Origin of the sequence: Nocardia higoensis (genome assembly GCF_015477835.1) — a bacterium.
GTDB classification, from domain to species: domain Bacteria; phylum Actinomycetota; class Actinomycetes; order Mycobacteriales; family Mycobacteriaceae; genus Nocardia; species Nocardia higoensis_A.
In genome coordinates this window covers 70,439-89,597 of record NZ_JADLQN010000005.1, presented here as the reverse complement: position 1 = coordinate 89,597, position 19,159 = coordinate 70,439, and the positions used below count along the sequence as shown (strand labels likewise).

Here is a 19,159-nt window from a genome sequence, read left to right as displayed (position 1 = left end):
GATACACCGGGAAATTTCGACCCGGCAGTATTCCCACCGGCCGCGACACATAGGATGAGTACACAAACACCCCGCCGCTACTACCCGACGGAGTGCAGTTTTGCTCATAATTCTGCTCGCACACGCCTGTGCCGCGCTTGTCGCGCCCGTCTGCGTGCGGATGTGGGGTCGCCGAGCCTTCGCTGTGCTCGCTCTCGTGCCGTTCCTGTCACTCGGCTGGGTGGTTGCCGAATGGGGTACTACCAGCGAGGTCCAGCTGGAGTGGGCGCCCAGCATCTCGATGAACTTCGACCTCCGATTCGATTCGCTCGCCGCGGTGATGGCCGGACTCGTGCTCGGTATCGGCGCGCTGGTACTGCTGTACTGCACGCGCTACTTCGAGGACGACGAACCCGCGCTCGGGCAGTTCGCCGCCTATCTGGTCGCCTTCGCGGGCGCCATGTTCGGCCTGGTCACCAGCGACAACATGCTGCTGCTGTTCGTCTTCTGGGAGATCACCACGGTGCTGTCGTTCCTGCTGGTCGGGCACAACACCGCCCGGCCGAGCAGGCGCGCGGCACTGCAGGCGCTGCTGGTCACCGGCTCCGGTGGCCTGGCGATGCTGGTCGGCATCATCATCCTCGGCCAGACCGCGGGCACCTACCGGCTCTCGGAGATCATCGCCATGCCGGAACCGCCCAGCGGGACGGCGGTCACGGTGGCGGTGGTGCTGCTGTTGGTCGGCGCGCTGAGCAAGTCCGCGATCGTGCCACTGCACTTCTGGCTGCCCGGCGCGATGGCCGCGCCCACCCCGGTCAGCGCCTACCTGCACGCGGCGGCGATGGTCAAAGCAGGCGTGTACCTGATCGCCCGACTGGCGCCCGCGTTCGCGGACTACCCGCTGTGGCATCCGATCGTGCTCACCCTCGGCGCGGCGACGATGATCCTGGCCGGGTGGCGCGCGCTGCAGGTGACCGACCTGAAACTGGTGCTCGCCTTCGGCACCGTCTCCCAGCTGGGCTTCATCGTCGTGTTGGTCGGCATCGGCACGCCCGCGGCCGCGCTGGCCGGCGTCGCCATGATCGTCGCGCACGCGCTGTTCAAAGCCGCCCTGTTCATGGTGGTCGGCATCATCGACCACGGCGCGGGCACCCGTGACCTGCGCCAACTGACCGGACTCGGGGGACGCGAACCCCGGCTGCTGTGGATCTCCGTGCTGGCCGCGTCGAGCATGGCGGGCATCCCGCCGATGTTCGGCTTCGTCGGTAAAGAAGCCGCGCTCACCGCCGCCGCCGAGGCGGGCATTCTCAGCGACCCGGCGCGGATCGCGCTGACGGCCGCGCTGGTGGCCGGTTCCGCGCTGACCGTCGGGTACAGCGCCCGCTTCGTGTGGGGCGCGTTCGCCCGCAAGGCGGAGGTGCCGGACGTGGCGGACTGGCATCGCCCCGGTCTGTCGATGGTGGTTCCGCCCGCCCTGCTGGCGGTCGCGAGCCTAGCCGCCGGTCTCGCCGCCCCCTGGATGGACGAACTGCTCTCGCCCTACGCCCGCACCCTGCCCGGCGAGCTGCACGACCATCTGGCGCTGTGGCACGGTGTCACGCTCGCGCTCGGGCTCACGGTGATCGTGGTGGCCGCCGGTGCCGCGCTGTTCCTGGCGCGTGGGCGCATCGTCGACACCGAGCACCACATCCTCGGCAACGCCGACCGCGCCTACGACGCGACATTGCGCGGCATGACCACCCTGTCGTTGCGGATGACCGGCGCCGTGCAGCGCGGTTCGCTGCCGCTGAGTCAGGCGACCATCCTGGTCACGCTGGTGCTGCTGCCCGCGATCCTGCTCGCCTTCGGCACCCGCGCGGGCGTCGAGCTGCGGTTGTGGGACAACCCGCTGCAGGTGGTCATCGGCGCGATCATGGTGATGATGGCGCTGGCGGCGACGGTGCTGCGCAACAGGCTGGCGGCGGTCATCGTCGTCGGCGCCACCGGCTACGGCTGCGGCGTGATCTTCGCCCTGCACGGCGCGCCCGATCTGGCGCTCACCCAGTTCCTGGTGGAGACCATCACGCTGGTGATCTTCGTGCTGGTGCTGCGCGGCTTCCCGGCCGAGATCGAGGCAGGTCGCGAGGTCGCCTTCAAAGCACGCCGCGCGATCCTGGCCGTGCTGGTCGGCGTGACGGTGGCGGTGCTGACCGGATTCGCGGTCGCCGCCCGCTCGGCCGAGCCGATCTGGAAGCTGATTCCCGAGGCCGCCTACGAATTCGGCGGCGGCAAGAACGCGGTGAACGTGCTGCTGGTGGACATCAGGGCGTGGGACACCCTCGGCGAGATCACGGTGCTGATCGTCGCCGCGACCGGCGTGGCCTCGCTGGTGTTCCGTACCAGGAGGTTCGGCAGCGCGCCCCGCGCGGCCGACTCCCCGCACTACGATCCCGACGCGGTGAGCTGGCTGCCCGCCGGACGGTTGGTCGACCGCCGCGATCGCTCGATGGTTCTGCAGATCACCACCCGGTTGGTCTTCCCGACCATCATGGTGTTGTCGATCTACTTCTTCTTCGCCGGGCACAACGCCCCCGGTGGCGGCTTCGCGGGCGGTCTCACCGCGGGCTTGGCGCTGACTCTGCGCTATCTCGCCGGTGGCCGATACGAACTCGGCGAGGCGCTGCCGGTCGACGCCGGGCACGTGCTCGGCGCCGGCCTGACCTTGGCCGCGGGCACGGCGGTGAGTTCGATGTTGCTCGGCGCCCCGCCGCTGTCCTCGGCGATCATCGAGGTGACCCTGCCGGTCCTCGGCCACATCAAGCTGGTCACCGCGCTGTTCTTCGATCTCGGCGTGTATCTCATCGTGGTCGGCCTGGTCCTGGACGTGCTGCGCAGCCTCGGTGCCCGCCTGGACCTCGAGCTGCCGGACATGCTGTCCAACGCCGCGGCCGTTCCCGCGAGTCGTCGTTCCGTCGGCGCCACCGGGACAGCCGCGAACGGCACGACCGGTCCCGCCACATCGGACCTCGGCACAGCGGACGACAGCACGCCAGACGTCAGCACGCCAGGCAACAGCACGACGGAGAACGGCACCGCGGGCAACGACACAGCGGGCAACGGCACCGCCGCGAACGGTCGCGCGAACAACGGCATCGCAGGCACCGGCAGCGACACGAAGGGCGCCCACAGATGAGTGCCAACCTGACGATTCTGATCATCATCGGCGTGCTCACCGCGTGCGGCGTATATCTCATCCTGGAACGGGCGGCCTCGCGCATGCTGCTGGGGATGCTGCTGTTCGGCAACGCCGTCAATCTGCTCATCCTCACCGTCGGCGGCCCGAGCGGCGCCGCGCCGTTCCTCGGCTCCGGGGCCGACACCGAGGAGATGGCCGACCCGTTGGCGCAGGCGATGGTGCTCACCGCCATCGTCATCACGATGGGCCTGGCCGCGTTCGTGCTGGCGCTGGCCTATCGCTCCTACCGGCTGACCACCACCGACGACGTGCAGACCGACCAGGACGACGCGGAGATCGCCGCGCGCCGCGACGGCGAGGAGCCCGACCAGTGACCCTCTCCGCCGACCTCATCACCGTCCTCGCGCCGCTACCGGTCCTGGTTCCGATGCTGGCGGCCGCGCTGTGCCTGATCTTCGGCCGCAGCCCACGTGTCCAGGGCACGGTCATGATCGTCGCCCTCACCGCGATCGTGGTCATCTCCGGCCTGCTGCTGTACCTGGCCGACCGCGACGGCACGACCGCCCTGCAGGTGGGCAACTGGGACACCCCGATCGGCATCACCCTGGTGGTCGACCGGCTCTCCGCGGGCATGCTGCTGGTCTCGGCCATCGTCCTGCTCGCCGTGGCGATCTACGGTGCGGGCCAGAACATCCGCGACGGCGACGACCGCCAGCCCACCTCCATCTACCGCCCGAGCTATCTCGTGCTGACCGCGGGCATCGCGGTCGCCTTCCTCGCCGGTGACCTGTTCAACCTGTTCGTCGGGTTCGAAATCCTGCTGGCCGCCTCGTTCGTACTGCTCACCGTGGGCGCGACCACCGAACGTATCCGCGCGGGCATCGCCTACGTGATGGTCTCGATGCTCTCGTCGATGATCTTCCTGATCGGCATCGCCCTGGTCTACGCCGCCACCGGCACGATCAACCTGGCCCAGCTGGCGGTGCGGCTCGACGCGATCCCCGAGGGCGTGCGGACCGCGTCGTACGCGGTGCTGCTGGTGGCCTTCGGCATCAAAGCCGCCATGTTCCCGCTGTCGAACTGGCTGCCGGACTCCTATCCGAGCGCGCCCGCCCCGGTGACCGCCGTGTTCGCCGGTTTGCTCACCAAAGTCGGCGTCTACGCGATCATCCGCACCAACAGCCTGTTCTTCCCCGACGGCGCCTTCGACGACATCCTGATGGTCTGCGGTCTGCTGACCATGCTGGTCGGCATCCTCGGCGCGATCGCGCAGAGCGACATCCGCCGTGTGCTGTCGTTCACCCTCGTCAGCCACATCGGCTACATGATCTTCGGCGTCGCGCTGTCGAGCACCGCGGGTATGGCGGGCGCGGTGTACTACGTCGCTCACCACATCCTCGTGCAGACCGCGCTGTTCCTGGTCGCCGGTCTCATCGAGCGCCAGGCCGGGTCCACCTCGCTGCGCAGGCTCGGCGGCCTGGCGGCGGCGAGTCCGTTGCTCGGCATGCTGTATCTGGTGCCCGCGCTGAATCTGGGCGGCATCCCACCGTTCTCCGGATTCATCGGCAAGGTGGCGCTGTTGCAGGCGGGTACGGACGACGGCAGCGTGTTGGCCTGGGTACTGGTCGCCGGCTCGGTCGTTACCAGCCTGCTCACCCTCTACGTGGTGGCGCTGCTGTGGGCGAAGGCGTTCTGGCGTCCGCGCGCCGAGGCCCCCGAGGGCCACCTCACGGCGGCGCGACCGCCCACGCTGGTGGAGGACTCCACCGACGTGCTCTACGACGAGCGCGTCGACCCCGGCCGGATGCCCGCGCTGATGCTGCTGTCCACCGCCGGACTGATCGCCGTCGGTGTCGCCATGACGGTGCTGGCGGGCCCCATCCTCGGCATCGCCGATCGAGCCGCCATCGAACTACGTGATCCGGGTGTGTACACCGGCGCCGTGCTGGGCGACCCGCAGGAGTACCGATGACCGAAGTCGAAGCCACGAGCACCGACCAGTCCTCCGGACCGTGGTGGCAGCCTACCCGGGAGCGGCTGGTCCGCGTCGGCGTGTTGCTGTGGCTGGCCATGGTCTACACCGCCCTGTGGGGCGATCTGAGCGTGGCCAACGTGCTGGCCGGACTCGCCGTCGGCACGATCGTCATGATCGCGTTGCCGCTGCCGAGGATGCCGGTCACCGGCCGCTTCCGTCCGGTCGCGATCGCGCAGGCGATCGTCATCGGCACCTATTACGCCATCGAATCGAGCCTGCAGATCGCCTGGTTCGCGCTGCGGCCCGGGCCGCCGCCGGTCTCCGGTGTGCTGCGGGTCGGCCTGAGCACCCGCTCGGACCTGGTGCTCGTCCTCGCCACCGATCTGCTCAACCTGATCCCGGGCACCATGGTGCTCGAGATCGACCGGGCCCGTTGCCTGGTCTACGTGCACGTGCTCGACGTGGGCAGCGAGAAGGCCGTGGAGAAGTTCTACCGGCAGACCCGCACCCTCGAGCGGTTGCTGATCACCGCCTTCGAGCGGTCGGTCCCGAAACCGCCCCTACGCAAACGATGAGGAGGTGAGCATGACCGTCGTCATGACCATCGCGGCCGTGCTGCTGTCGGCCGCCGCCGTGATCACCAGTTACCGCATACTCGCCGGGCCCAGCACACTGGACCGGATGGTCGGCATGGACTCGCTGACCGCGATCTTCGCCTCCGGCCTGGCGGTGTGGGCCGCCTACACCGGAACGACCACGGTGCTGCCGGCGGCCATAGCGCTGGCGCTGGTCGGCTTCCTCGGCTCGGCCGCCGTCACCCGATTCCGAGTGAGAGACGACCGATGAGCATCGTCCGCGACGCGCTGGCGGGCCTGCTGATCCTCGGCGGTTCCGGTCTGTCCTTCACCGCCGCCATCGCCATCGCCCGTTTCCCCGACTCGTTGACCCGGATGCACGCGGCCACCAAACCGCAGATCGTCGGCCTGGTCATGGTGCTCTTCGGCGCGGCGATCAACCTCTATGGCCGCGGCAACATCTGGCTGCTCGCCCTCGTCGGCATGTTCACGCTGCTGACCGCCCCGGTCATCGCCCATCTGCTCGGCCGCACCGCCTATCGCGAGCAACGTCACCGTGACGGCCTGCTGCGCGTCAACGAACTCGGCAACGCCCTCGACGGCCCCGAACTCCCCTGAACGAACCCCGGCTCAGCGCGCGGCCGTGATCGATTCGGCGTGAACGTCCCCGCGCTGTGCCTTGGCGAACCAGGTGGCGTGGTATGCCGCGATCATCCCCGCCAGCAGCGCCAGCACGATGCCGCCCGCCAGGACCGGATGGTCGGCCATCTGCACCGCCAGGTAGCGGTAGGCCAGCAGTTGCGCGACGAGTAGCGCGGCCCCGCCCGCGACCAGCCGCACCCGGAACGATCCCCAGCCGCGCTCGGGATCGCGCAATGCCGAATCCACGGTCAGGCACAGCACCGCGCCCGCCACCAGGTCGACGCCGTAGTGGTAGCCGAAGCCCAGAGTCGCGGCCAGCGTGGCCACCAGCCAGAACGTGCCGCCCCAGCGCAGCACGCGCGGTGCCGGCGAGCCGTCGGCGTCTCGACGGCTGTGCAGGAACACCGCCAGCGCCCAGGCCGTGTGCATCGACGGCACGCAGTTGCGCGGGGTCGCCTCGTCGAAGGGCATGGCCTCCGGACTGCGATCGATCGGCGGCACCATGTCCGGCCAGTAGTTGCCGACCTGGAATCCCTGCCCGTCCGCGCCGAAGGCGAACATCGGCCCGACGACCGGGAAGAGCATGTAGATCAACGGGCCGACCAGACCGAGCACCAGGAAGGTCCGGACCAGATAGTGGGTAGGCCAGCGACCCGAATCGACCACCCGTCGCAACTGCCACGCCGCCACCACGATCGCGGCCACCGGCAGTTCGATGTAGACCCAGTGCAGCACCGCGTAGACCACCGGCCCGAGGGTGTCGAGCACGCGGCCCATCACCCAGGAGGGGTCGCCGAGCGCGTGGTCGGCCAGCACCACGTATTCGTCGAGGACCTCGGGCGAGGCCGCGATCGTGAGGCTCAACCACACGTCACCGACCTTGGTCGCCAGGATGAGCAGCGCGCCGAGCGCGGCCGCGTGCAAGGCATTGCGCCGTTCGATGCCGCTCCAGCGCAGCCAGGCGATCAGCGCGAGAGCGGTGAGCACGAGGACCGGGCCGTTGCCGATCGTGGGCGGCTCACCGACCGCCAGTCGCGCCCCCGCCGCCACCAGGTCGATGGCGACCGCCGCGCCCACCGCGATCAGCCTGCGCCGCATGGAGATTCCGACCAGCGCCAGCAGCAGCCCGGCCCACGGCACCGACATCGACTTCGGGGTGCCCGCGTAGTCCTTCCACAGGCTCTCCAGCGGCCCCTCGAAACCGCCGCGCATCGCGACGACCTGCAAAGCGGTCAACAGCAGTGGCACACCGCCGAGAACGATCCACATCCCGAGACGAGGCGGCAGTACTTTCCGCACCGCGTGTTCGTCCGTGGCCTTGGGGTTCTCGAGTAACACGTCGCCCATAGTAAACGGGCGGTGAACGGCGTACCGATGGGCGACTGAACAACCGGCCACCGACGGGTGCGCTGATCAGCGGCCGGTCATGGATCTGTCACCGATCGAGTTCCTTCACCAGCGCGTCCACGACCGCCACCAGATCACCCTGCGCGGCCGCGGCGACCTTGCGCTGACGTTGATAGGACGCACCGCGTTTCGGGATCTCGGCCACCGCGGCCAATTCGTCGGCGCAGCCGAGCTTCTCGGCGGTCGGCTCCAGCCGGTTCAGCAGATCCATCAGATCGTCGGTCACCAGCCGCTCGTTGCTGTCGGCGTCGGTGATCACGATGGCGTCCAGCCCGTAACGCGCGGCCCGCCATTTGTTCTCCTGGACATGCCACGGCGGCAGGTTGATCAACTGCTCACCGTTGTCCACCCGTGCGTCCAGATCGACCACCAGGCAGTGGATGAGCGCCGCCAGCGCGGCCAGTTCGGCGCGCGAGGGGATGCCGTCGCAGATGCGGATCTCGATGGTGCCCCACTTCGGGGCGGGCCGGATGTCCCAGTGCAGCCCGCCGAGGTGGTCGAAGACTCCGGTCTTCGTCGCGTCGTGCACGAAATGCTCGAACTGCCCCCAGTTCTCGAACTGGAAGGGCAGACCGGCCGTGGGCAGCTGCTGGAACATGAGGGTGCGATTGCTGGCGTAGCCGGTGTCGGCTCCCGCCCACATCGGCGAGGACGCCGACAGCGCCAGCAGATGCGGGTAGGAGGTCAGCAGCGCGTTCAGGATCGGGAACACCTTTTCCCGATGCGAGACCCCGACGTGCACGTGCACGCCCCAGATCATCATCTGCCTGCCCCACCACTGGGTGCGCTCGATCAGCTCGTCGTAGTGCGGCGAGCGGGTGAGCTGCTGGGTGGACCATTGGGCGAAGGGGTGGGTGCCCGCGCAGAACAGGTCGACGCCGAGCCCGTCGGCGGCGCGACGGACCTTGTTCATCGTCGCGCTGAGATCCTCGACCGCGCCGCCCACCGTCTCGTGCACGCCGGTGACCAGCTCGACGGTGTTGCGCAGCAGTTCCTTGGTGATCTGTGGCGTGCCGTCCCAGGCCCGCAGGTCACCAACCGCGTCGAAGACCGCCGACGCGGTGTTGGACAGATCCCTGGTGACCTTGTCGACCAGGGCGATTTCCCACTCGATCCCGATGGTCGGCCGGGGCGAACCCCCGAACTCGATGTTCTGGACTGTCGACCCGGCCATCTCGATCCCCGTCCGGTTATTGGACGACGCCGCAGGCGACCCTTCCGCCCGCGTCGCCGGTGGCCAGCGTGGTGGCATCCGGACCGGCGCCCCCTTCACGCTGGTATCGATCAGGGATATTACCGAAGTTGTCGGCGCCGGAGTGGATGATCAGGGCCTTGTCCTTGATCTCGTCCAGGGTCACCGAGCTGGTGGTGGTGACGAGCTCGGCCGAGCCGTCGGCGCGGACCTGCAGCGAGGTCAGGTCGCCACTGGCCGGGTGCGCGTTGTTGCCGCCGACCTGCAGATGCCCGCCCGCGGAGAGGAAGTCTCCCGCCGGTCCGCCGGTCGGGGCCACCGAATTGGCCTCGCACTTGCCGACCTGGTGCAGGTGCATGCCGTGGAAGCCGGGCGTCAGGCCGCGGGCCTCGACGGTGACCACGAGGTGGCCGCCCTCCTCGGTGAAGGTCGCGGTGCCCACCGCCGAGCCGGAGGCGTCCTTCAGCTCGGCGGTCGCGCCGGACTCGTGCGCACCGGCGTCCGCGCCCTGGCCGTGATCGGCACCCGTGCCCGCGGGCCCAGGAGCACCGGTCCACACCGGCGGCGTCGTTCCCTTGACGTCGCTGGACTCCTGGCTGTTGGAGCAGGCGGCGAGGCCGAAGACCGCGACCGCAAGCACCGGGGTCACAGTCCGCCAGGACGGGCGACGAGTTGTGGACGAGGCCATCGGGGAACTCCTTTACGAGTACCGAGTTTACGAGTAAAGCTGGGTGGACACATGTCGTTACCGATCACGATGATGCCACGCCCGCCAGGCCGTCCGGTTGCGGGGCCGCACGCCCGCCCGCTCGGTCGTCCGCCGGATCAGCTGCCCGTCAGAATGACGACCACGCCGGCCGCACCGTTGCCGAGACCCGGGGGCTTCGGCGCGACCGCGGCGCCGAGCTCGGCGGCGACGGCTTCGGCCGCCGCCTTCTCGCCCGGCGAATTCCCGTAGTACACAGTGGTTTCCGCGATGGTGTCGGCCGCGTAGTTGTCCGCCCTGACGTTGGTCCAGCCGGCGGCCGTCAACTGCTCCGCCGTGCGGCCTGCCAGTCCCACGACCAAGCTGTTGTTGAGCACCTGCACCGGCACCGAGCGGTCGATCGACGGCGCGGGAGACGCGGGCGGCGCGGCCAGCGGGGTCTCGGGCACCGCGGTGGTGCTGCTCACCACAGTGGTGGCCGTCGGGCTCGTGCCCTCGGTGGCCGGCGCCGCGGTCGTCCTCGGCGCCGCGGTGGCCGGCGCCGAGGACTCTGCGGAGGTCGCCGGTGCAGCGGATTCCTCGCCGTCGGAATCCGAACTCGACATCGACATCGCGCCCAGGCCGGCGAACACGATGGCCAACGCGATCAACACCATCGCCAGCGCGCGCAACGGCGGCCCGCCGGAGGTGGGATTGGGGTAGCTCACCGTGCCGACCCTAGTCGCTCGAAGCCAGGACGCGCCCGCATCGGGCCCGCGAAACGCACGAGCGCCGCCGAGCTCATACCCGCCGAGCTCATACCTGGAAACCGAGACGGCGCGCCGCCCGCGCCTTCTGCCTGCTGGCGCGCAGCCTGCGCAACCGCTTCACCAGCATCGGGTCGGCGACCAGTGCCTCCGGCCGGTCCACCACGGCGTTGAGCACCTGGTAGTAGCGGGTCGGGGACATGCCGAACAGTTCGCGGATGGCCTCTTCCTTGGCCCCGGCGTACTTCCACCACTGCCGCTCGAAGGCCAGGATGTCGAGTTCGCGGCGGGACAGACCACTGGGGTCGTCGCCTTCCGCACCACTGTCGCCGGTGGGTAGGTCGTTGCCGATCGCGGAAGGATTCCGAGCCGCTGCGCCGTCCATCTCGCTCCCTCGCCGAGTGATCTCCAGACGAAAAATGGGTGCTCGTCCGTCGCGGTTCATTGAACCACGGTGGCCGGGGACGCTCCGGGGCCGAACGTCGGCGTGTTGCCTAACGGCCGGTAGCCCCCGCTCCGGGGCTTGCGGTCCGGCGCTGGTCAACCCGGCGCGCCGGGTAGGCTTTCCGGTCATGGCAATTCTCCCCATCGTGATCGTCGGCGACCCGGTGCTGCACAATCCGACCCAACCGGTCACCCAGTCCCCGGCGGAGTTGGCGGAGCTGGTCGCGGACATGTACGAGACGATGGACGTCGCCAACGGCGTGGGTCTGGCCGCCAATCAGGTGGGAGTGTCGCTGCGCCTGTTCGTCTACGACTGCCCCGATGTCGGCGCGGACGGCGAACCGGTGCGCAGACGCGGCGCGGTGATCAACCCGGTCCTGGAGACCTCGGAGATTCCCGAGACCATGCCCGACCCGGACGACGACGTGGAAGGCTGCCTGTCGGTACCGGGCGAGCAGTTCCCGACCGGACGGGCGAACTGGGCCAGGGTCACCGGCACCGACGAGAACGGCGAACCGGTCGACATCAGCGGCGAGGGCTTCTTCGCCAGGATGCTCCAGCACGAGGTCGGCCACCTCGACGGCTACCTGTACGTGGACAAGCTGATCGGCCGCCACGCCCGCTCGGCGAAGAAGACCATCAAACGCAACGGCTGGGGCACGCCCGGGTTGAGCTGGGTGCCCGGCGAGGTGCCCGATCCGTTCGGCCATGACGACTGACCCGGCGCCCTCGCCCGCGATAGCACCCGGCCGCCGGGTGGTGCTGCGCTACCGGCTGCCCGCGGGCAGTTCACCGCCGCTGACCGACGTGATCGGTGAGGTGGTCACGCTGGATCCGCTGACCGTGCGCGACAGCGCGGGCGGCACCGTCACTGTCACCGCCGACCAGATCGTCGCGGTCCGCGTGGTGGGCCCCCGCCCCGTGCGCACCGGCGAGATCCGGGCGCTGGAAGCCGCGGCAGCCGACGCCTGGCCGGGCCTGGAATGCGAGATGATCGACGGCTGGCTGGCGCGCGCCGGTCACGGCTACACCGATCGCGCGAATTCGGCTGTGCCGCTGGGCCTTCCCGGCCAGCCCGCGCGGCTGGGCCGAGATGTGCTGCACCGGCTGAGCGAATGGTTCGCCGCCCGCGAGCTGCCGCCGCGCCTGGTGCTGCCCGACCGGCTGGCTCCCGCGCCGCCGGGCTGGCACACCTGGGGTGAGACCCTGGTGCTCGGCCTGGACATCGACAATTTCGTGCTGCCGCAGGGCCCGTCGATGGTGCGCACCGCACCCGAACCCGACGAGGCCTGGCTGCAGATGCACGCGCTGCGCGGGGAGGCGCCGTCCGAGCAGCCGGTCGCCCCGCCGGATCGCGATGTGCTCACCGCGGTCCGCGAGGGCACGCTCGGCTTCGCCTCGCTGGGGCTGCCCCGCCCCATCGCGATCGCCCGCGGCGCGCTGACCACCGCCCCCGACGGCCGGCGCTGGGTCGGACTGACCTGTGTGTCGGTCGCCGCCGAGCATCGAAGGCATGGCCTGGCCGTCCTGGTGAACGCGGAACTGATCCGCTGGGGCCGCGACCGCGGCGCGACCCACGCCTACGTCCAGGTCGCCGCGAACAACGCGGGAGCGCTCGCGCTCTACCGCGACCTCGGTTTCGTCGACCACCACTACTACCGCTACGCCGCTCCGGCGTCGTGACCCCGGCTCCGGCGGTGAGGAAGGCCCATCTCGTGCGACTGGCGACCTGGAACGTCAACTCGATCCGTTCCCGCGTGGACCGGGTGACCGCCTGGCTCGACGAGCACGACATCGACGTGCTGGCCATGCAGGAAACCAAGTGCCGCGACGATCAGTTCCCGTTCGAGCGCTTCGAGGCGCTCGGTTACGAGGTCGCCCATCTCGGTGTCAACCAGTGGAACGGCGTGGCCATCGCGTCCCGCGTCGGCCTCGACGACGTGGCGACCGCCTTCCCCGGACAGCCCGGTTTCGACAAGGAAGCCGGGAACTCCTTGCTGCCCAGCCCGGTGGTGGAGTCGCGCGCGCTGGCGGCCACCTGCGGCGGGGTCCGGGTGTGGAGCCTGTACGTACCCAACGGCCGCGCCCTCGGCGATCCGCACTACACCTACAAGCTGGAGTGGCTGTCGGTGCTGCGCGACAACGCGCAGCGCTGGCTGACCGAGCATCCGCAGGCCAGGATCGCGCTGGTCGGCGACTGGAACATCGCGCCCACCGACGACGACGTGTGGTCGCCGGAGTTCTTCGAGGGCAAGACGCACACCTCCGGTCCCGAGCGCGAGGCCTTCACCGCCATCCTGGACACCGGATTCACCGACGTGATGCGCCCGTTCGCACCCGGGCCCGGCGTCTACACCTACTGGGATTACACCCAGCTGCGCTTCCCTCGTAAGGAGGGCATGCGCATCGATTTCCTGCTGGCCTCACCCACGCTGGCCGCGACGGTCGTCGACGCCGGTGTCGACCGCGAAGCCAGGAAGGGCAAGGGCGCCAGCGACCACGCGCCGGTATTCGCCGAGTTCGACATCCCGGGCGATACCGACAGCACGGGCGATACCGCCCCCTGATCGGGGCGCGCACACCGAGATCGCCTGCCGCCGAACCCGTGCACCGCCTGCCAGGGCGTTTGTCTCCGGGTAGCCAACGCCCATGCGGCTGGCTATGCTCTTGCCCGATTGATGCTTGTCGGGGCGCGTATTTCGATCGACTCGGCGACGCAGAAGGGGAGCTGCGGCCGGGTGGTCGGATCCCCGTGAGCGTGAAAGTGCAGGGCGTGTCAGATTCATCGAATCCGTCGGCAGACGAACAGACGGTTCCCGGGCGAGCGGCCCTCGCAGTGGTTCCGGTACTGGGTATCGCCGTCACCGCCGGATCGGCCGTCGCGGCCTACCTGCTCACCGGGGGGTCGGCGCGCCTACCGCTCACCATCGGCATCGCCGTCGTCGGCGCGCTGCTGACGATCGCGGTGTTCGCCGCCCTGTGGTTCCGCCGCAAGGCCGCCGTGAACGCGCGCGCCGTCACCGCGGCCGAGGCCAGGGCCGCCGAGGCCGAGCACCGGCGCAACGATGCCGAGAACCGTTGCGCCGCAATGGAGTCCATGGTGGCCGACGAGCGCGCCGCCACCTCCCGGGCGATCGACGTGGCCCGCCGCGACGAGAATCGCAGGACCGCCGCGCTGGCCGCCTTCGCGGGCGCCGCGGGCCGTATCCAGGCGATGACCACGAGCATGCTGGCCGAACTGCGCGAGATGGAACATCGCCACGACGACCCCAAGGTGCTGGCCGACCTGTTGCTGCTCGACCACCGCACCGCGCAGGCCGGGCGCCTCGCCGACTCCATCGCGGTGCTCAGCGGCGCGCGCTCGGGCAGGCGCTGGGCCAAGCCGATCAGCATGGAGTCGATCCTGCGCGGCGCGATGGGCCGGGTCGCCGGCTACCAGCGGGTGCGGCTGCGGGCGATCGCCGAGATCGCGGTCGCCGGGCACGCCGCCGAGGGCGTGATGCACACGCTGGCCGAGCTGCTCGACAACGCCTGCAACTTCTCCCCGCCCACCACCGAGGTGCACGTCTACGCCGCCGAGGTGCCCGCGGGCGTGATCGTCACCATCGAGGACAGCGGCCTGGTGATGGGCGAATCCGCGCTGCGCCGGGCCGAACTCGCGGTGTCGAGCGGTCGCGACGGCAACACCCAGGCCGAAGCCGACCTCGCCGCCCTCACCGGCACCCGCCTCGGCCTGGCCGTCGTCGGTCACCTCGCCCGCAAGCACGGCCTCACCGTCTCCTACCGCCCCTCGGCCATCGGCGGCACCGCGGTGGTCGTGGTGGTCCCGCGCGAACTCATCGCCCAGCTCGACAGCGCCCACACCCCCGCCGTGGTGCGGGCTCCGGTCGCCCCGCCCATCGCCGTCGCGCCCGCGCCGGACACCCGCCAGGAGTCCACGACCGTGCGGCTGATCGGCGACGACGCGCCGCTGCCCAAGCGCAAACGCGGTCAGACCTTGGCCGCGGCCCATCCCGAGGGGCTCGTCGAGAAACGCTCCCCGGGTTCGGCCACCCTGCGGGCCGCCCAGGAGCCGACGTCGCCACCCACGCGGCCCGCCGCACTGGGAGCCTTCCAACGGGCGTTCACCGGGCGTGACGCCCAGGACCACGTCCCCCCGTCCCCGCCCGTCGCCCTGGAGAACGATCGATGACCTCTTCGACCACCCCCGCCGAGCTCGGATGGCTGCTCGAGCAGTTGCTACAGCGGACCCCGCAGACCCGGCACGCGCTGCTGCTGTCCGGTGACGGCCTGAAGATCTGCCACACCCCGGAACTGACCATCGACAAGGCCGATCAGCTGGCCGCCATCGCCGCGGGCATCCAGTCACTCGCGCACGGCGCCTCGGCCGAGTTCGGCGACGGCAGAAGCGGTGTGCGCCAGTCGATGACCGAGTTCTACGGCGGCATCCTGTTCATCGTCGAAGCCGGTCTCGGCGCGCATCTGGCCGTGCTCGCCGACGAGGACGCCGACGCGGGCCTGATCGGGCACAACATGCGCGAACTCGTCGAGCAGCTCGGTGATCAGCTCACCGCCGCCCCGCGAGTGGCCGCCCCACGAGTGGCCGCACCGCGGGCGGCCGGGGCGTCGCGGTCGTGAGCAGACCCAGACCGGGACGCGACGACAGCCCCGACCGGCTGTACACGCTCACCGGTGGCCGCAGCCAACCCGACACGGACGCTTTCGATCTGGTGACCCTGGTGGTCAGCGAATCCGAGCCCGCGCCGGGTATGCCCTCCGAGCACGCGGCGATCCTGCGCATCTGCCGATCCCCCACCTCGGTGGTGGAGATCGCGGCCGAGCTGCGGCTGCCGGTCGGCATCACCACGGTGCTGCTCTCCGACCTGCTGGCGGCGGGCAAGATCACCGTGCGTCATCCACGAGCCGGGCGCTTCGGCGACCACCTGGTTCTCGACTCCACCACCCTCGAGAAGGTGCTTGTTGGACTCCGCAGTCTCTAACACATCGATCGCGACGGCCGCGCCCCTGCGTTCCGACGCACCACTGCTCGGCACCGCGAGCCAGGGCCTGAAGATCGTCATCGTCGGCGGGTTCGGCGTGGGCAAGACCACCATGGTCCGTTCGGTCAGCGAGATCCGCCCGCTGGACACCGAGGCGACCATGACCGACGCGGGCGTGGGCATCGACGATCTCACCGGCGCGCCCGGCAAATCGACGACCACCGTCGCCTTCGACTTCGGCCGCATCACCATCGACTCCGAGAACGTGCTCTACCTGTTCGGCGCGCCGGGCCAGCAGCGCTTCTGGTTCCTGTGGGACCGGCTGTTCAGCGGCGCGCTCGGCGCGATCGTGCTGGTGGATCGCCGCCGGATCTCCGACTCCTGGTATGCCATCGACCGGCTGGAGAGCCAGGGCACCGCCTTCGTGGTGGCCTGCAACAACTTCGGCGGCGGCCCCCACCAACTCGACGACGTGCGCGACGCGCTCGATCTGGATCCGGACGTGCCGTTGCTGGACTGCGATGCCCGCTCGCGCGAGTCGTCCAAGCAGGTGCTGGTGACGCTGGTCGAGCAGCTCTACACCCGGGCGCAGGCGAACGGAGTTCGATCGTGAATTCCGCCGAACAGGCCACCGCCTGGTCAGGCTGCCCCGCTCATCCCGGTGCGGTGCCGTTGGACGGCCCCGAGTTCCTCTCCGACCCCTACGGTCTCTACGCCCGCGTCCGTCGCGAGTGCGGCCCGGTGGTTCCGGTGGAGCTCTACGGCGGTTTCCCGGCCTGGCTGGTGATCGGCTACCGCGAATTGCACCAGGTGACCAGCGATTCCGAGCTGTTCAACCGCAAGTCCGACAGCTGGAACCAGTGGCCGAACGTCCCCGAGGACTGGCCGCTGCGCCCGATGGTCGGCATGCCGGTGCCCTCGATCTACTACACCGTCGGCGCCGAGCACCGCCGCCATTCCGAGATGGTGGAAGCCGCGTTGGACGGGGTGGATCCGTTCGCCCTGCGTCGCACCGTCGAGGACATCGCCGACCGCTTGATCGACTCGTTCTGCGGACGCGGCCGGGCCGACCTCGTCGCCGAGTACGCCGAGCCCCTGCCGCTGCTCGCGCTGGCCTCGACGCTCGGCTTCGCCGCCGAGGACGGCTCGCTGCTGGCGTGGACCATGCGCGCGCTGTCCATGGGCGGGGCGGACGCCCAGGCCGCGCACGTGCGGTTCTACGAGCTGATGGCGCGGCTGCTCGCACAGGCCAAGACCCGCGGCGGTGACGACATCGTCACCCGCATGCTGAACTACCCCGCGCCGTTCACCGACGAGGAGTACATCCACAACCTGATGGCCATCACGGCGGCGGGCTACCTGCCCACCTCCGACTGGCTGGTGAACTCGGTGCGGCTGATGCTCGTCGACGACCGGTTCGCCGCGGCGCTCGGCGGCGGCAGGCACAGCATCGGCCAGGCCATGAACGAAGTGCTGTGGGAGGAAGCGCCGACCCAGATCCTGGCCGGCCGCTGGGCCACCCGCGACACCAGGCTCGGCAACCAGGTGATCCGGGCGGGCGACATGCTGCTGCTCGGACTCGGGGCCGCGAACTCCGATCCGCACGTGCGCCAGCAGCTCGGCGACGGGCCCGAACCGGCGCAGGCGGGCAACAGCGCGCACTTCGCCTTCAGCCACGGGGAATTCCGCTGCCCGTTCCCCGCGCAGCAGATCGCCGAGGTCATCTCGCGGACCGGCATCGAAGTGCTGCTCGACCGCCTGCCCGACATCGATCTCGCCGTCCCCGAGCACGAGCTCGTCCGCAAGCCCAACCCGTGGCTGCGCGGTCTGAGCAGTGTGCCCGTCCGCTACACACCGGTTCCCGTTGTCGGAGGTTTCTAAGTGAGTTGCCCGCACACAGACCCAGATCACGCCGGTGACAGCTCCGGCGGCCCGCACGACACGGACACCATCGTCATCGATCCGATGATCTCGAATCTGGCGGGCGAGACCAGCTTGCTGCGCGAGTCGGGCCCGCTGGCGAAGATCGACCTGCTCGGCGTGCCCGCCTACACCGTCACCCGGCACACGTTGGCCCGGCAACTGCTCACCGATCCCAGGCTCGTCAAGGACATCAACTCCTGGTCGCTGTGGACCTCCGGCGCGGTCACCAGGCAGTGGCCGCTGATCGGCATGATCGACGTGGACCGCTCCATGTTCACCGTGGACGGCGCCGAGCACCGCAGGCTGCGGATCAAGACCACCCAGGCGCTGACCCGCCGTCGCCTCGACGCGCTGAAGCCCCGCATCGAGCAGTACGTCGCCGAACTGCTCGACGACCTCGAGCGCGCCGCCGCCGAGGGCGAGGCCGTCGACCTGAAGGAGATCTTCGCCTACCCGCTGCCCATGCGGGTGATCGGCGAGCTGATGGGCGTTCCGGGCGCCGACCAGAAGATGCTGCTCGACTGGTACAAGGCGTTCTTCTCGATCATGACCCCGCAGGACGAGCGCCTGAAGGTGATCGACCTGATGGACGAGTACTTCACCGCGATGGTGCGCCGCAAGACCGCCGAGCCGGGCGACGATCTCACCTCCGCGCTGATCTACTCCACCGACGAGGAGACCCCGCTCACCGAGGAGGAGGTGATCGGCAACCTCAAGGCGCTGGTCGCCGCCGGTCACGAGACCACCGTCAACCTGATCCTGGCCGCGGTGCGCGCGCTGCTCACCCACCCGGATCAGCTGGCGCTCGTGCGCTCGGGCGAGATGTCCTGGGAGACCGCCATCGAGGAGACGCTGCGCTTCGACGGCCCGGTCATCCACCTGCTCATGCGCTTCGCCACCGAGGACATCGACCTCGGCGACGCGGTGATCCCGCAGGGCTCCGGCGTGGTCATCTCCTACCGCGCGATCGGCCGCGACACCGAGGTGCACGGCGAGGACGCGGACGCCTTCGACATCACCCGCGCCACCGCCACCAGGCACATCTCCTTCGGCCACGGCCCGCATATCTGCCCCGGCGCGGCCCTGGCCAGGCTGGAAGCCGGTATCGCGCTGCCCGCGCTGTTCGAGCGGTTCCCCGGCCTGCGCCTGGCGGTGCCGGTGGAGCAGATCGTGAACATGCCGGTGCTCACCCAGAACGATCTCGCTCAGTTCCCGGTGCACCTGAGCGCCTGACCCACCGCGGTTCGTTTCCGGCCGGGCGGACGATGACGTTTCGCTCAGCCGGAACACAACCCCTCCGCGCAGGTCAGCGGCTCTCCCGCGGCTCCGCGCGCCCAGCGGGCGGCGGGTGCGAACCTACTGTCGACGCGTCAGTCCCGGTGCCTCGCACCGGTC

20 protein-coding genes are annotated in these 19,159 nt (G+C 69.9%); 15 read left to right on the top strand and 5 right to left on the bottom strand.

Going from position 1 to position 19,159, the window contains the following annotated elements:
* The first annotated feature begins 100 nt into the window (after positions 1 to 100).
* Genes IU449_RS23030 through mnhG form a run of 6 tightly spaced genes read left to right on the top strand, consistent with a single transcriptional unit; the run spans position 101 to position 6,322 of the window.
* Positions 101 to 3,151 (top strand): Na+/H+ antiporter subunit A, encoded by a 3,051-nt coding sequence (locus IU449_RS23030; RefSeq protein WP_195004230.1) that lies wholly within the window; start codon positions 101 to 103, stop codon positions 3,149 to 3,151.
* On the top strand, positions 3,148 to 3,528 hold the full coding sequence (locus tag IU449_RS23025) for a Na(+)/H(+) antiporter subunit C (RefSeq protein WP_195004229.1): 381 nt from the start codon (positions 3,148 to 3,150) through the stop codon (positions 3,526 to 3,528). The genes IU449_RS23030 and IU449_RS23025 overlap by 4 nt, the downstream gene beginning before the upstream one ends.
* The gene (locus IU449_RS23020) at positions 3,525 to 5,126 is read left to right on the top strand and encodes a Na+/H+ antiporter subunit D (protein WP_195004228.1); all 1,602 of its coding nucleotides are present in this window, start codon (positions 3,525 to 3,527) and stop codon (positions 5,124 to 5,126) included. Before IU449_RS23025 ends, IU449_RS23020 begins: the two co-directional genes overlap by 4 nt.
* The gene (locus IU449_RS23015) at positions 5,123 to 5,704 is read left to right on the top strand and encodes a Na+/H+ antiporter subunit E (protein ID WP_195004227.1); all 582 of its coding nucleotides are present in this window, start codon (positions 5,123 to 5,125) and stop codon (positions 5,702 to 5,704) included. The genes IU449_RS23020 and IU449_RS23015 overlap by 4 nt, the downstream gene beginning before the upstream one ends.
* Before the next feature lie 10 nt (positions 5,705 to 5,714).
* Complete coding sequence (locus IU449_RS23010; protein ID WP_195004226.1) at positions 5,715 to 5,975, top strand: monovalent cation/H+ antiporter complex subunit F; 261 nt, start codon at positions 5,715 to 5,717, stop codon at positions 5,973 to 5,975.
* Positions 5,972 to 6,322, top strand: a complete 351-nt coding sequence (mnhG, locus tag IU449_RS23005) for a monovalent cation/H(+) antiporter subunit G (RefSeq protein ID WP_195004225.1) — start codon at positions 5,972 to 5,974, stop codon at positions 6,320 to 6,322. The genes IU449_RS23010 and mnhG overlap by 4 nt, the downstream gene beginning before the upstream one ends.
* A gap of 12 nt (positions 6,323 to 6,334) precedes the next feature.
* Here mnhG and IU449_RS23000 read toward each other — a convergent pair whose 3' ends face one another.
* From IU449_RS23000 to IU449_RS22980, 5 genes are all read right to left on the bottom strand, one after another.
* Positions 6,335 to 7,615 carry a phosphatase PAP2 family protein gene (locus tag IU449_RS23000; protein ID WP_195004398.1) on the bottom strand — a complete coding sequence of 427 codons (1,281 nt, stop codon included), beginning with the start codon at positions 7,613 to 7,615 and terminating at the stop codon, positions 6,335 to 6,337.
* Between the two features lie 166 nt (positions 7,616 to 7,781).
* Positions 7,782 to 8,927: a glutamate--cysteine ligase gene (locus tag IU449_RS22995; RefSeq protein WP_195004224.1), complete on the bottom strand. Its 1,146-nt coding sequence runs from the start codon at positions 8,925 to 8,927 to the stop codon at positions 7,782 to 7,784.
* Positions 8,928 to 8,943: 16 nt separating this feature from the next.
* Positions 8,944 to 9,633, bottom strand: a complete 690-nt coding sequence (gene sodC / locus IU449_RS22990) for a superoxide dismutase[Cu-Zn] (protein ID WP_195004223.1) — start codon at positions 9,631 to 9,633, stop codon at positions 8,944 to 8,946.
* 137 nt (positions 9,634 to 9,770) lie between these two features.
* Positions 9,771 to 10,358 (bottom strand): LytR C-terminal domain-containing protein, encoded by a 588-nt coding sequence (locus tag IU449_RS22985; RefSeq protein ID WP_195004222.1) that lies wholly within the window; start codon positions 10,356 to 10,358, stop codon positions 9,771 to 9,773.
* A gap of 88 nt (positions 10,359 to 10,446) precedes the next feature.
* Entirely contained in the window at positions 10,447 to 10,782 is a 336-nt protein-coding gene (locus IU449_RS22980) for a DUF3263 domain-containing protein (RefSeq protein ID WP_195004221.1), read from the bottom strand.
* 187 nt (positions 10,783 to 10,969) lie between these two features.
* Here IU449_RS22980 and IU449_RS22975 point away from each other — a divergent pair, with 187 nt between their 5' ends.
* The 9 genes from IU449_RS22975 (at position 10,970) to IU449_RS22935 (ending at position 18,997) form a co-directional block, all read left to right on the top strand.
* Positions 10,970 to 11,560, top strand: coding sequence for a peptide deformylase (locus IU449_RS22975; protein ID WP_195004220.1), 591 nt, complete (start codon positions 10,970 to 10,972; stop codon positions 11,558 to 11,560).
* Positions 11,550 to 12,524: a GNAT family N-acetyltransferase gene (locus IU449_RS22970; protein ID WP_195004219.1), complete on the top strand. Its 975-nt coding sequence runs from the start codon at positions 11,550 to 11,552 to the stop codon at positions 12,522 to 12,524. Before IU449_RS22975 ends, IU449_RS22970 begins: the two co-directional genes overlap by 11 nt.
* A gap of 32 nt (positions 12,525 to 12,556) precedes the next feature.
* Entirely contained in the window at positions 12,557 to 13,408 is an 852-nt protein-coding gene (locus IU449_RS22965; RefSeq protein WP_195004218.1) for an exodeoxyribonuclease III, read from the top strand.
* A gap of 206 nt (positions 13,409 to 13,614) precedes the next feature.
* On the top strand, positions 13,615 to 15,033 hold the full coding sequence (locus tag IU449_RS22960) for an ATP-binding protein (protein WP_324188395.1): 1,419 nt from the start codon (positions 13,615 to 13,617) through the stop codon (positions 15,031 to 15,033).
* Positions 15,030 to 15,479: a roadblock/LC7 domain-containing protein gene (locus tag IU449_RS22955; protein ID WP_195004217.1), complete on the top strand. Its 450-nt coding sequence runs from the start codon at positions 15,030 to 15,032 to the stop codon at positions 15,477 to 15,479. Before IU449_RS22960 ends, IU449_RS22955 begins: the two co-directional genes overlap by 4 nt.
* A complete protein-coding gene (locus IU449_RS22950; RefSeq protein WP_067852123.1) occupies positions 15,476 to 15,841 on the top strand; it encodes a DUF742 domain-containing protein in 366 nt (121 codons plus the stop codon). Before IU449_RS22955 ends, IU449_RS22950 begins: the two co-directional genes overlap by 4 nt.
* Positions 15,842 to 15,908: 67 nt before the next feature.
* The gene (locus IU449_RS22945; protein ID WP_416382234.1) at positions 15,909 to 16,454 is read left to right on the top strand and encodes a GTP-binding protein; all 546 of its coding nucleotides are present in this window, start codon (positions 15,909 to 15,911) and stop codon (positions 16,452 to 16,454) included.
* Positions 16,451 to 17,722 (top strand): cytochrome P450, encoded by a 1,272-nt coding sequence (locus IU449_RS22940; RefSeq protein WP_195004215.1) that lies wholly within the window; start codon positions 16,451 to 16,453, stop codon positions 17,720 to 17,722. The genes IU449_RS22945 and IU449_RS22940 overlap by 4 nt, the downstream gene beginning before the upstream one ends.
* Positions 17,723 to 18,997 carry a cytochrome P450 gene (locus IU449_RS22935; RefSeq protein WP_324188394.1) on the top strand — a complete coding sequence of 425 codons (1,275 nt, stop codon included), beginning with the start codon at positions 17,723 to 17,725 and terminating at the stop codon, positions 18,995 to 18,997.
* The last annotated feature ends 162 nt before the right edge of the window (positions 18,998 to 19,159 follow it).

Excerpts from the sequence above, each read along its gene's own strand:
- IU449_RS23025 (WP_195004229.1), top strand. The coding sequence starts at position 3,148 with ATGAGTGCCAACCTGACGATTCTGATCATCATCGGCGTGCTCACCGCG.
- IU449_RS23015 (WP_195004227.1), top strand. The coding sequence starts at position 5,123 with ATGACCGAAGTCGAAGCCACGAGCACCGACCAGTCCTCCGGACCGTGG.
- IU449_RS23010 (WP_195004226.1), top strand. The coding sequence starts at position 5,715 with ATGACCGTCGTCATGACCATCGCGGCCGTGCTGCTGTCGGCCGCCGCC.
- mnhG (WP_195004225.1), top strand. The coding sequence starts at position 5,972 with ATGAGCATCGTCCGCGACGCGCTGGCGGGCCTGCTGATCCTCGGCGGT.
- IU449_RS23000 (WP_195004398.1), bottom strand. The coding sequence starts at position 7,615 with ATGTGGATCGTTCTCGGCGGTGTGCCACTGCTGTTGACCGCTTTGCAG.
- IU449_RS22995 (WP_195004224.1), bottom strand. The coding sequence starts at position 8,927 with ATGGCCGGGTCGACAGTCCAGAACATCGAGTTCGGGGGTTCGCCCCGG.
- sodC (WP_195004223.1), bottom strand. The coding sequence starts at position 9,633 with ATGGCCTCGTCCACAACTCGTCGCCCGTCCTGGCGGACTGTGACCCCG.
- IU449_RS22980 (WP_195004221.1), bottom strand. The coding sequence starts at position 10,782 with ATGGACGGCGCAGCGGCTCGGAATCCTTCCGCGATCGGCAACGACCTA.
- IU449_RS22975 (WP_195004220.1), top strand. The coding sequence starts at position 10,970 with ATGGCAATTCTCCCCATCGTGATCGTCGGCGACCCGGTGCTGCACAAT.
- IU449_RS22970 (WP_195004219.1), top strand. The coding sequence starts at position 11,550 with ATGACGACTGACCCGGCGCCCTCGCCCGCGATAGCACCCGGCCGCCGG.
- IU449_RS22955 (WP_195004217.1), top strand. The coding sequence starts at position 15,030 with ATGACCTCTTCGACCACCCCCGCCGAGCTCGGATGGCTGCTCGAGCAG.